The sequence below is a fragment of the Prochlorococcus marinus str. MIT 9401 genome (genome assembly GCF_000760095.1).
Classification (GTDB): domain Bacteria; phylum Cyanobacteriota; class Cyanobacteriia; order PCC-6307; family Cyanobiaceae; genus Prochlorococcus_A; species Prochlorococcus_A marinus_I.
On the sequence record NZ_JNAR01000016.1, the window covers coordinates 130117 to 142389 of the forward strand.

Here is a 12273-nt window from a genome sequence, read left to right on the forward strand (position 1 = left end):
TCTTAACTTATTAAATACCTCATTTAAAGAATATTATTATGTCTCTTTGCAATAGCAGGATGTCGTAGGATAGAGTCCATAAGTCTTACTCCTCTTAGTTGATTTATTAAAGGCATATGTCCATCAGGAGCATCCAATGACCAGCAAAAAGATCCAGGATATCTAGTCCATAAGCCCTCTTTTTTCCAACCTATTTTCGGCCACATTAATTCATATTTTTTTCCTACTGATTTTAAAATCTTTGCCTGAATTGAGAATCCAAATCTACCAGTAGAATAAATATTCCATAAGCGATCCATTGTTTCTAGGTCTTTACCTGACATATTCTTAACTTCACTGTAGAAAACATATCCACGTTTTTCAGCTAATTTTCCAGCTAATTTTCGTAAATAGGAACTTGTTAATCTATCTGCCTCTTCAAATTTTTGCTCAACCAACATCAATTGCAAATCTTCATAATTAATATCATTATCTGAATATGTATTAAACCAATTATTGAATTTGGAATTTTCAAAAAAATCAGGCTTAAATTTTTTTAAAACTTGCAATATCCAACCAGCAGCCCAGTCGTCTCCATCACTATCAAAGATATCAAAAAGTGAAGGGCCAAATTTAAAAATATTTTCGACTTCAGATTCTATTTGAGTTAATGAATTTATTCTTTTCCTTTGATTGGAATCTACAAATTTTTTTATCAGATCTAATGTAGCATTATTAAAGTTATCTTGTTCTTTGTTATTCATTTTAAAAAATCAATCTAAAAAAATAAAAACTATCCATGTATTTCAAAAGAAAAGAACTAGAGAAATTTAGAAGTTTTAAAGGACCACTTATAGATGTTAGAAGCCCGAGTGAATATTATAAAGGACACCTGCCTAATTCTATTAACATTCCACTATTTGATAATGATGAGAGATCTATAATTGGAACGATTTATAAAAAAGAGGGAAGAAAAAAAGCAGTCATAAAGGGATTAAGTTTTTTTGAAAAAAAAATGGAATTACTTCTTGATAATTTATTCATGAGTATTGAGTCTCATAAAACTATTGCTAATAAAAATGAAAAATTTTTTATCAGAATATATTGCTCTAGAGGAGGAATGCGTTCACAAAGCATTGCTTGGCTACTAGAAAAATATAAATTAAATCCAATTACACTTAAGGGAGGATACAAATTATATAGAAGATGGGTATTAGATAGTTTCTCAAAAAACTTGAATATAGTAGTTATTGGAGGAAAAACAGGCACAGGGAAGACAAGATTATTATCATTACTAGAGAAAAATAAATATCAAACTATTGATCTTGAAGGATTTGCTTGCCATAGAGGAAGTACATTTGGAGGTTTAGGAATGAAAGAACAACCTTCAAATGAACAATTTGAAAATAAAATTGCAGAAAAATTAAATTCCTTTGAAATTTCTAATAATATTTTTGTAGAAGCAGAAAGTGCAAATATAGGAAAATGCAAAATTCCTCATGAATTCTTCAGTCAGATGAAAAATTCTAGGAGAATTGAAATTTTAAGGAGCGAATCTAACAGGCTAGATGAGTTGATAAATACTTATAGTATTTTTAAGAAAGAAGAACTCAAAGAATCTGTATTAAGGATAAAAAAAAGATTAGGACCGCAAAGAACAAAAATAGCTCTTGAATCAATCAATAATGAGAGATGGGAATTGGTTTGCAAATCTGTTCTAGATTATTACGATAAGTGTTATGAATATGAAAAGGTTGGCAAAACAAATATAAAGTTATTAGATTTAACAGACAAAAAATATGATGAAAGTATCCTAGAATTAATAAATGATGTTTTATAAAATAATTACAAACGAATGTGAAAAATATTTCCTAAGATAAAAAATTATAAAGAGGATACTATGACAGAAAATAAAAGTGCAAAAATACAATTCTATGAAGGAACTGATGAACCAGTAGTGCCTGAAATAAGACTGACTAGGAGTAAAGATGGTACCACCGGCCAAGCGTTATTTTTATTCGAAAAACCTCAGGCATTATCTTCAATTACAGATGGTGAAATCACAGGTATGAGGATGATTGATTCCGAAGGTGAAATACTAACTAGGGAAGTCAAAGTAAAGTTTGTTGATGGAGAACCCATATTTTTAGAGGCAGTTTATATTTGGAAGAACACATCAGACTTTGATAGATTCATGAGATTCGCAAATAGTTATGCTAAATCAAATGGATTAGGATATTCTGAGAAGTAGTAGAATATTTTAAAAATTGAGTAGTTCATCATATTTCAGGTTAGTAGTAATTCTAATAACTTCCTTAATAATATGGACTTTAAGAGAGTTTCTCCTATTAATAATTTGTTCTTTAGTAATTTCAAATATTGTATGTAATTTATGCAATCAAATTCAAAAGGGTTTGAAAATCCCCCGATCACTATCCTTGTTTCTTGTTTTGTCTGTTATATCTGTAATAGTATTTACTATTTTTATTCTTGTATTGCCTCCATTTATAAAAGAATTTAATGAAATACTAGTTGATATTCCAAATGGTTTATCAAAAATAAATATTTTGATTAATGCAAATCTGAACAAATTTAATAGCCTATTTTATGGTGAACAATCAGAAAATGTTATAGACATATTTAGTCTAATAAATAATGTAGTTACGATTCCAGATGCCACAACTATTGCAAAAGCTATTCAAGAAAGTTTTAAGAATTTAATAAATATAGCGGGGAATCTTGGTTCAGGTCTTTTGAAATTAATATTCGTATTAGCAGTGAGTTTGATGTTTTCTATTGAACCAAAACAATATAAAGAAAATATACTTCTAATAATTCCAAAAAATTATCGAAACAAGTTTAGAAATATTCTTGAAAAATGCAATATTGCATTAGCAAATTGGACCTTTTCTATGGCCATAAGTTCATTATCAGTAGGTCTATTATCATTAATAGTTTTGTCTATATTAGATGTCAAATATGTTGTCTCAAATGCTTTAATAGCAATGGTTCTTAATATAATTCCAAATATTGGTCCAGTTATTAGTGGTATATTTCCTATCTCAATTGCACTACTAGATAATTTTTGGAAGCCACTGGCCGTTTTAGGAGCATATATAATCATTCAAAATATTGAGAGCTATATAATAATGCCCTCTATAATGAAGAAAAAAGCAAACTTACTTCCTGGTTTGACATTAATATCACAATTTGGTTTTACCTTCATTTTTGGTCCATTGGGCTTAATACTTTCTCTTCCATTAGCTGTAGTAATTCAAGTTTTAATCAAAGAATCAATTAAAGATATTTAAAAACTACTTAATTAATTTTTTATATAAATATGGGTAGGAAAAAAGTATAAAGAGAGCTAATGGATGTTTACCTATAGCAAAATATAGTGAACTAAAAGTAAAATGATCAAATAATATTCTTAGCTCAGTAGAAAGATCTATTAAAACTAAAGAAAATAAAATTATCAAATAGTAATTCAATTTCATGAGGTTTGTAATTTAATCTCAGTCTTTAAGCAACAAAGATGGAGCTAATAAAATACTTGAATAACTTCCAATTATAATTCCTAATGACAAGGCCAAAGAAAACCAAAATAGAGAATAAGATCCAAACAAAATTATGCTTAAGAGAGGGATAAGGGTTGTAATACTGGTAAACGTTGTTCTCCTAAAGGATTCGTTTACTGATAATTGAATCGTTTCGTTATAGCCTTCTTCCTTAGATTTTAAATTCTCACGAATTCTATCAAAAATAACGACAGTATCATTTACAGAATACCCAGCAATAGTTAATAAAGAAACAGCAAATAAACTATTTACCTCGACAGATAATATAATTCCCAACCAGGAGAATGTACCAAAAACAATTATTAAATCATGGAATAAAGCTAATAACGCAAATAATGCATATTTTTTATCAAATCTAACAGTTATATATAAAGATATCGCAAATAAAGAAACTAACAATGAAGTAACACAATTAGTAAGTAATCTTTTACCAAGCTTGGGACCTATTAATCTTGAATCCTTACTATCAAAATTTAAAGGTCCAATGATATTATCCAGATTATTAATAAGATTATTTGATTCTTCAATACTCAAATAAGGTGATCTTATTGAAATTAATTTATTATTATTTTGGGATTGTAATTTAATATTATTTAAAACGTTTTTATTTTTAGAGATCTCTCTTAAATTATCTAAAACTAAATCAGGGGAAAAATTAGAACATTCCTCTTCGCAAACTCTCTCTATTCTTAATTCATTTCCCCCCACAAAATCCATCCCTAAATTTATAGGTTTCTTATAAGAGGTATTAAAAGTAGAATATAGAATTCCTAAAATACTCAACAAAATAAGAACAATTGAAAAACCAATTATCTTTCTTTTATTTTTTATTAATTCAAGATTGTATTTCATGGAAAAATTAGAAAAAAATTTTTAATTTGAAAAATTGTTCCTGGGTAGGTAGAGATTTTTTTGTCTTAAAGATTGATATGCTGTAAAAAATCGCAAAATAGTTTTAGAACAATTTAATGAGGTAAACAAGCTTATCAAGACGCCAATACCTAATGTTGCCGCAAAACCTTTTACAAAATTTGTTCCTAATAAAAACAATACAAAACAACTAAGAAGAGTAGTAATATGGCCATCAACTATGGATGAATTAGCTCTTTGAAAACCGCTATCAATAGATCTTGTAAGAGTATTACCATCATATAATTCTTCTCTAATTCTCTCAAATATTAGTATATTTGCATCCACAGCCATACCAATGCTAAGTATTAGCCCAGATATTCCAGGTAAAGTCAAAGTTACAGGAATTAAAGAATATAGGGCTAAGTTAAAGAAACCATAAAGTACAAGAGAAAAAACTGAAACAAAACCTAGAATTCTATAATTAAAAATCATAAATATACCAACAAAAATCAATCCAGTAATAGCTGCATAAAGACTTTTTAAAATATTTTTGGATCCCAATAGAGCCCCTATAGTGTTAGTTTCTACTATCTCAATTGGCAATGGTAATGAACCTCCTTTAAGTTGAACTTCTAATTCTCTAGCCTTTTCAGCACTAAAATTACCGCTTATTGTTGCTGATCCACCCGTAATTCCAGTGTTAGCAAATTGACTACCTACACTGGCTTCACTAATTGATTCGCCATCAAGAACAATAGCCAATAGTTGATTAGTGCCAGCAATTGATTTTGTAATTTCTGCAAACTTATCACCTCCTGAATTACTAAAATTCAATAAAACTTCCCAATTACTGTTTGTTTGTTCTTGTCTCCTTCCTGCGTTTATAAGATCCTTTCCAGATAAATCTGTTTTATTAAATAAATTTGTAATTTGTTTATAAACATATTTTTTATTTTCAATTAACTTTCCATATAAATCACTACTAGTAGATGAATAATTTAATGCTTTCTCTATCTCTTTAAGATCGTCTTGAATAATGATTAAGAAATTATCATCATATAGACTTTTTTCTGAAGAGGAATATTGATCAATTAATTCATTAATTTTCAATCTCTGAATTTGCAAGTTTTTTAAATCTGTAGATGTTCCTTCTTTTTGCGTCCTAAATTCTAATAAAGCAGTCTTACCTAGAACTCTTGAAGCAACTAATGGATTTTGCTCTCCAGGTAATTCTAAAATCAATTGATCTCCACCTAGTGTTTGCAAGTTAGACTCTGAAACCCCTAAGTTGTTAACACGTCTATCTATAACGGAATTGACTGCATCAAGTTCATCCTTTGTTACCCTCCCTTCCTCTTTAATAATTTGTAGTGTAAGTTGAGAACCACCCTGTAAATCCAATCCCAACTGTAAGGGATAATTTATTAATAGATAAACAGATAATGTGAGCAGAAATATAATAAAAAAAAGCCAGCCTTGCTTTCTTTTCATTGCCTATATACTCCCACTAATTAAATCTTCAACTTTTTCAACTATTTGATGTGGTTGGATTATTGTCAAATTCTCAAGATTTCCATTATACGGAGTTGGAATATCCTGACTAGATAATCTTATTGGTCGAGCATCAAGATCATCGAAACACTCTTCTGTTATCAATGCAATTAATTCTGCACCAATACCTCCAGTCTTCATACATTCTTCCACAATAATTACTTTATTTGTTTTTCTTATTGATTTTGAGATAGTTTCCATATCAAATGGTTTTAAACTTATTAAATCGATTAACTCAACATCTATTCCTTTTTTTTCTAATTCTTCAACAGCTTTAAGGCAGTGATGTCTCATTCTTGAATAAGTCAACAAAGTAATATCTTTACCTTCTTTAACAACGTCAGCCTGATCTAAAGCGCAAGTATAATCACCAACAGGTAATTCTTCAGACAAGTTGTATAGAAGAACATGTTCGAAAAATAGAACCGGATTATCATCTCTTATAGCTGCTTTCATTAAACCTTTAGCATTTGTAGGTGTACTACATGCAACAATCTTTATACCAGGAACTGCATGAAAATATGCTTCAAGTCTTTGACTATGTTCAGCACCAAGTTGGCGACCAACTCCCCCAGGTCCTCTAACTACTGCGGGTATTTTATAATTTCCTCCGCTTGTATATCTGAGCATGCCCATATTATTTGATATTTGATTAAAAGCTAAAAGCAAAAAACCCATATTCATTCCTTCTACAATTGGTCTTAACCCAGTCATTGCTGCACCTACAGCCATTCCTGTAAAACTATTCTCGGCAATTGGAGTATCTAAGACTCTTAACTCTCCATATTTCTCATATAAATCCTTAGTAACTTTATAAGATCCTCCATATTGACCAACATCTTCCCCCATAACGCAAACATTTACATCATTTGCCATTTCTTCATCAATTGCCTCTTTCAAAGCATTAAATAATAATGTTCCAGCCACAATTAATTACCTAATTAATCACATCTATAATCCTACCACTTTGATTAAGTTAACCTCCTTCAGCAAAGGTTATAAGTAGTAATATTGACAAAATCATTCCTGGAGAAAGCAAAAGTATTAAAAGTCCTAGGTCATGTATAGACATTAAATAAAAAGTTTTCTTAATGATATGCCCAATTCAACTTTTCTTCAGAAAAAAACTTCGAATAAATACAATAAAAAGTCCTATACCTATAAAAGCAAAAGAAAAAGTAAGCAAAAAAGATAATCCAATTATCAAGGTATTAATACTAGAAGAAATATTTTGGACTATTTCTGAAGAATTAGCTGGTTTATGTAATGAAAAATAAATTGCAATTTTATTACTCAAAAAATAAAAAAATATAAATAATAAAAAACTGGTTAATGATCCTACAATAAAATTTAATGGTCCTTTTTCAGGAATATTTTTTTCAATATTCTGATTACTTTTATCAGCCAAAATAAAATTTTGTATAGAAAAATTTAAATAAATGTTATTCCCTTTTCAAGGAAAGTGCAAACCCATGAATCGTAACCATTTTCTTTGAATAATTTATAATTTGCATTTAATTCTTTTTTCGCAGTCTCTACATCTTTAAAAAGTGCAAAACATGTGGGGCCTGATCCACTCATTGAAAATGCCAGACTATTCTCTAATTTAGAAAGTAAATATAATGCCTGCTTTACAGAATCATTTACATTTTCAACAACTAACTGCAAATCATTTTTTATAGTTAAATGTTGATTATCAAAATTTAAGTTATTTAAACCATTATCTCTTAAGTCTTTTCTTATATTCTCAATCATTTCTTTATTAGTAAGATATTGATCACAAAATCTATTACTATATTTTTTATAAGTTTCAGCAGTGGATACCGATACATTCGGATCTTTTAAAAGAATTACTCCATATTGAAAGTTTGAATCTAGTTTCTCTAAAATTTCCCCTCTTCCAAAACATAATTGAACACCACCATTTATAAAAAATGGAATATCAGATCCTAAAGTTGATGCTAATGAACATAATGTTTTTTCATCTAAGTTCAAATCCCATAATTTATTAAGACCAATTAATGTTGCTGCTGCATTACTTGATCCACCAGCTAATCCTGCACCAATTGGAATATTTTTTTTTAAAAATATATTTACACCGAAATCTATATTTGATTTTTTCTTTAAAAGATTTGCCGATTTAACAATTAAGTTATCACTAGATAAGCTTAAATCATTACAATTAGATTCAAGTTTAATTAAACCTTCATTATTAATCTGAAATTCTAAATAATCAGAGAGATCGATATTTTGCATAATCATTGCTAACTCATGGAAACCATCCTCTCTTTTACCAATAACTTCAAGATGCAAATTTATTTTGGCAGGAGATTTTATAATAATTTTCTTTTTAACTAAATCTTGCATATACTTAAATTTTTATTTTTTAATTTTAATACAATTTTCTGCAAGCTTAATCCATTGATCAATTGAAATATCTTGTGGTCTTAAATTAATACAAACTTTTGAAGATTCAGATAATTCATTTAACTCTTCATTTGAAAATATTGAATTAAGAGTATTTCTAAGCATTTTTCTTCTTGAATTAAATGAAATACGAAGAAGTTTATCTATATATTTTTCTAGACTAATGTTTAACCTTAAATCATTTTTAATTGGTTCAAAGACTACTAAAGAAGAAAAAACTTTTGGAGGCGGACTAAATGATGAAGGCGGTACATCGCAAATTCTTTTTATTTTTGATAACAGTTGCATTCTTATACTAAGCGCACCAGCATTGGTACTTCCTTCTTTTGACAAAATCCTATCTACAACGTCTTTCTGCATTAAAAAAATAATTTTTTCGTAATTGTATTTTTTTGAAATGCCTAATCGCCCTATGAAAATATCCAATATTGGTCCAGTTATATTGTAAGGAATATTTGCAATCACTTTTGTAATCTTCTCATTAATCGAATCTAGATTTACAGTAAGAATATCTCCTTGCTGAAGTGAAAACTTATCATTATTATTGAATTTATTATTTAATAAATTTATTAAATCTTTATCTAATTCAATCGCATGTAATTTTTTAATTTCTGAATCTAATAACTTAGATGTTAACGCTCCTTTACCTGGACCAATTTCTAAAATAAAGTCATTTTCATTAAGAAAAGCAATTTCTTTGATTTTTTCTAATATTTTTTTATTTACCAACCAGTGTTGTCCAAATCTTTTTTTTTGATGATAGTGTTTAGAATTCATCTAAAAGATAAATAATATGTTTAAATTAAATATGAATTTATTTTATACTTTATATCATGAGCTTATCAAAAAAAAATTTAGATAAGCTCAAAAAATTTAAAAAGAATAAAAATTTAAAAAACGAAAGTAAAAATATAAGTAATTTCACAAATATATCTAAAAACGACAATTCAATCACCAATCCACTTAATTTAGATGACCCCAATAAAATTTTTTATTCGTTAATTGATAATTCAGAATCTTTAGAAGAGACTTCTAAAGTTAATAATTCACTAAGAAAAAGTGAGCTTAATCAAATTAATATGAATTCTAAAAAAGATAATTTTTCTAAGAAATTATCAACAGAAGAGGAACTCTATGATGAATTTAATTATCTTCTTGATGAATAATTAGTTTTAATATTTACTTATGCTTCAAGTTAATAGAATAACAATTTACGCTATCGGTAAAATAAAAAAAATTTGGATTAGAGATGGAATTAATCAATACAAAAAAAGAATGCCTGAACTTATTATTAAAGAGTTAAAGACTTTTAATATAAATAATCTTAAATCTAATAACAATATTATCATCTGCCTCGGTGAAGAAGGTAAGCAGTTTAATTCGGTTGAACTTTGTTCTTTGCTCTTAAATTTTAATAATAAAAAAATTAATTTCTTAATCGGCGATACTGATGGAATTAGTTCAGATATAAAAGAAAAATCAGATCTCATACTAAGTCTGTCTCCTTTAACTTTTCCTCATGAATTAGCTAGATTAATCTTAATCGAGCAAATCTATAGAGCTATTTCTATATCTAACAACTCCCCTTACCATCGTTCTTAGAAAGATTAGATTTAATCTAAACTTAATTTATAAAAGTTTAATAACTAACTATTTTTTGGTTTTTACTATATAGTACATATATACTATTAATTTAAGTCTTGGATTTCTTTGATTCAGCTAACAAAAAGTATAAAATCCCCTTATTAACTGATTCGGTATCAGCAGGATTTCCTTCTCCTGCTGATGACTATACAGAAGAGAATATTGATTTAAACGAATATTTAATATCTAATCCGTTTAGCACTTTTTTTATTAGAGTTAAAGGTGACTCAATGATAAATGCAGGAATTAAAGATAAAGATTTAATAATAGTAGACAAAAGTTTAATAGCTAGGCCAGGGAATATTATCATCGCAATGATAGACGGGGAATTTACAATCAAAAGATTATCTATAAAAAATAATGAATTATATTTAAAAGCAGAAAATCATAATTATCCTGATTTTAGATTTATAAACCATATTGATGTACAGATATGGGGTGTTGTTATTTATTCAATACATAGCTATTTATGAAAATCTCAAATATTGATGCGATAGCTCTTATAGATGCTAATAATTTTTACGCATCATGTGAACAAAATATTAATCCTCATTTAAGAAATAAACCAGTAGTAATTTTATCTAATAATGACGGATGTATCATCGCGAGAAGTCCTGAAGCGCGAGCTTTAAAAATCAAAATGGGAACTCCGTATTTTAAGGTCAAGGAAAGATTAAATAAATTAAATGTAGCAGTCTTAAGCTCAAATTATTCGCTTTACGGCGATATGAGCAGAAGACTAATGAATACACTAAAAAAATACTGTGAACAAATAGAAATTTATTCTATTGACGAAGCATTTGTCTCGATTTCTAGACCTAATGATAAAAATCTATATCCTTGGGCAAGAAGCATAAGATCATTAATATATCAGAATCTAGGAATTACCATAACAGTAGGAATAGGAGAAAATAAAGTAAGAGCAAAAATCGCTAATAGATTAGCTAAAAATATTGATTATTCGGCTGGAATATTTGATTTAGCTAGAACTGAGAATGAGAGTAATGATTTAAAAAAAATTAGTGTAGATAAGATATGGGGAGTCGGGAAACAAACCTCTAATTGGTTGCAAAGTAAAGGTATTAAAAATGCTAGAGAATTAAGAGATATGGAAGAAAATGAAATTATTAAAAAATTAGGTATCGTAGGTAAAAGATTACAATTAGAACTGAAAGGTCATAGATGTCTGCCTATAGAAAAAAACAAGAAATCAAAAAAAGAAATTCAGGTGAGCAGGAGTTTCGGTACTCCTGTCACAAAATTAGAAGACTTAACTCAAGCGCTGGCGACTCACGCAATAAAAGCGGCTGAAAAAATGAGAAGTCAGAATTTGCAATCATCTGATATTAGAGTATTTGCAAGAACCAGTAAGTATTCAAATCAAAATTATCAAAGAAGTGCTCATAAAAAACTTACAAAGGCAACAGATGACACAAATAATATTTTAAAAATAGTAGTTGAGTTATCGAAAGAAATTTATAATCCCGAATATAAATTCTCAAAAGCTGGTGTTTTGATGCAGGATTTAACAAATAGCGAATATTTACAGCAATCAGTTATCAATTACAAATCTGAAAAAGACCTAAAAAAATCAACAAATCTTATGAGAACGATTGATTTATTAAATAAAAGATTTAATAAAAATGCAATTACATGGGCTATTACAAAAAATCCACAAAGTTGGACGATGAATAAGAATTTCTTAAGTCGCTCATCTACAACTGATATAGAGCACATCCCAACTATAGTTAATTAAAAAAATAAAATGGAATTTATAATATTTTTAAGCAAATTAGATAAAGAGATTCTTGACTTATTAATGAAAGCAAACTATGTGGTTGAAGAAAATAAAATTGAATGTCTCTTAAATAAGGAAATAAAAGGGCTACATAACTTTGAAGAAAATAAAATAATAATATGTACTGAAAATGCAAAAAGGAAAACAAATTATAGAAATAAAAAACAGCTACAAGAAAAAGATAACTTCAAAACAGAAAGAGCAATAAGAAAAGCATTAAGACATGAAGCAACTCATGTGATACAAAGATGCAATAACAATAAAACAATCGGAGATATAAAAAAATTAGAAAATAAATTGCATCAAGCTAAGAGAAAAGCGTTAGAATTTTCTACTTCAAATTTTTCTGGGACTTATGCAAAAGAAGTAGAAGCTTATGTTCTTGAAGACAAACCCAAAAGGGTAAAAAAACTGATTAAAAAATACTGCTTATAAATTTAAAGA

15 protein-coding genes are annotated in these 12273 nt (G+C 28.0%); 8 read left to right on the plus strand and 7 right to left on the minus strand.

The annotated features are described in order from the left end of the window. Positions 1 to 23 precede the first annotated feature (23 nt). Positions 24 to 743 (minus strand): GUN4 domain-containing protein, encoded by a 720-nt coding sequence (locus EV01_RS02660; protein WP_032517066.1) that lies wholly within the window; start codon positions 741 to 743, stop codon positions 24 to 26. 35 nt (positions 744 to 778) lie between these two features. Between EV01_RS02660 and mnmH the strand changes: the two genes are divergently transcribed. From mnmH to EV01_RS02645, 3 genes are read left to right on the plus strand one after another with little or no spacing between them, the layout of a single operon-like run. Further along, the gene (gene mnmH / locus EV01_RS02655; protein WP_032517065.1) at positions 779 to 1819 is read left to right on the plus strand and encodes a tRNA 2-selenouridine(34) synthase MnmH; all 1041 of its coding nucleotides are present in this window, start codon (positions 779 to 781) and stop codon (positions 1817 to 1819) included. Positions 1820 to 1879: 60 nt separating this feature from the next. Then, a complete protein-coding gene (gene psb28 / locus EV01_RS02650) occupies positions 1880 to 2230 on the plus strand; it encodes a photosystem II reaction center protein Psb28 (protein WP_032518587.1) in 351 nt (116 codons plus the stop codon). A 16-nt stretch (positions 2231 to 2246) separates the two neighbouring features. Beyond that, positions 2247 to 3290, plus strand: coding sequence for an AI-2E family transporter (locus EV01_RS02645; RefSeq protein ID WP_032517063.1), 1044 nt, complete (start codon positions 2247 to 2249; stop codon positions 3288 to 3290). Positions 3291 to 3494: 204 nt separating this feature from the next. Here the strand turns inward: EV01_RS02645 and secF are convergent, their stop codons facing one another. From secF to rsmA, 6 genes are all read right to left on the minus strand, one after another. Continuing rightward, complete coding sequence (secF, locus tag EV01_RS02635) at positions 3495 to 4409, minus strand: protein translocase subunit SecF (protein WP_032517062.1); 915 nt, start codon at positions 4407 to 4409, stop codon at positions 3495 to 3497. 21 nt (positions 4410 to 4430) lie between these two features. After that, positions 4431 to 5900 carry a protein translocase subunit SecD gene (secD, locus tag EV01_RS02630; RefSeq protein ID WP_032517061.1) on the minus strand — a complete coding sequence of 490 codons (1470 nt, stop codon included), beginning with the start codon at positions 5898 to 5900 and terminating at the stop codon, positions 4431 to 4433. A 3-nt stretch (positions 5901 to 5903) separates the two neighbouring features. Beyond that, positions 5904 to 6887, minus strand: coding sequence for a pyruvate dehydrogenase complex E1 component subunit beta (locus tag EV01_RS02625; RefSeq protein WP_032517060.1), 984 nt, complete (start codon positions 6885 to 6887; stop codon positions 5904 to 5906). A gap of 178 nt (positions 6888 to 7065) precedes the next feature. Next, positions 7066 to 7368: a DUF3082 domain-containing protein gene (locus EV01_RS02620; protein ID WP_080725750.1), complete on the minus strand. Its 303-nt coding sequence runs from the start codon at positions 7366 to 7368 to the stop codon at positions 7066 to 7068. A gap of 23 nt (positions 7369 to 7391) precedes the next feature. After that, positions 7392 to 8327: a 4-(cytidine 5'-diphospho)-2-C-methyl-D-erythritol kinase gene (gene ispE / locus EV01_RS02615; protein ID WP_032517058.1), complete on the minus strand. Its 936-nt coding sequence runs from the start codon at positions 8325 to 8327 to the stop codon at positions 7392 to 7394. Between the two features lie 12 nt (positions 8328 to 8339). Further along, positions 8340 to 9164: a 16S rRNA (adenine(1518)-N(6)/adenine(1519)-N(6))-dimethyltransferase RsmA gene (gene rsmA / locus EV01_RS02610; RefSeq protein ID WP_032517057.1), complete on the minus strand. Its 825-nt coding sequence runs from the start codon at positions 9162 to 9164 to the stop codon at positions 8340 to 8342. Between the two features lie 56 nt (positions 9165 to 9220). Here rsmA and EV01_RS02605 point away from each other — a divergent pair, with 56 nt between their 5' ends. From EV01_RS02605 to EV01_RS02585, 5 genes are all read left to right on the plus strand, one after another. Beyond that, positions 9221 to 9553 (plus strand): hypothetical protein, encoded by a 333-nt coding sequence (locus EV01_RS02605; RefSeq protein WP_032517056.1) that lies wholly within the window; start codon positions 9221 to 9223, stop codon positions 9551 to 9553. Positions 9554 to 9572: 19 nt separating this feature from the next. Continuing rightward, the gene (locus tag EV01_RS02600; RefSeq protein ID WP_032517055.1) at positions 9573 to 9989 is read left to right on the plus strand and encodes a 23S rRNA (pseudouridine(1915)-N(3))-methyltransferase RlmH; all 417 of its coding nucleotides are present in this window, start codon (positions 9573 to 9575) and stop codon (positions 9987 to 9989) included. Positions 9990 to 10087: 98 nt separating this feature from the next. Continuing rightward, positions 10088 to 10504 carry a LexA family protein gene (locus tag EV01_RS02595; RefSeq protein WP_032517054.1) on the plus strand — a complete coding sequence of 139 codons (417 nt, stop codon included), beginning with the start codon at positions 10088 to 10090 and terminating at the stop codon, positions 10502 to 10504. Beyond that, positions 10501 to 11787, plus strand: coding sequence for a Y-family DNA polymerase (locus EV01_RS02590; protein WP_032517053.1), 1287 nt, complete (start codon positions 10501 to 10503; stop codon positions 11785 to 11787). Before EV01_RS02595 ends, EV01_RS02590 begins: the two co-directional genes overlap by 4 nt. A 9-nt stretch (positions 11788 to 11796) precedes the next feature. Next, positions 11797 to 12264, plus strand: coding sequence for a hypothetical protein (locus EV01_RS02585; protein WP_032517052.1), 468 nt, complete (start codon positions 11797 to 11799; stop codon positions 12262 to 12264). The last annotated feature ends 9 nt before the right edge of the window (positions 12265 to 12273 follow it).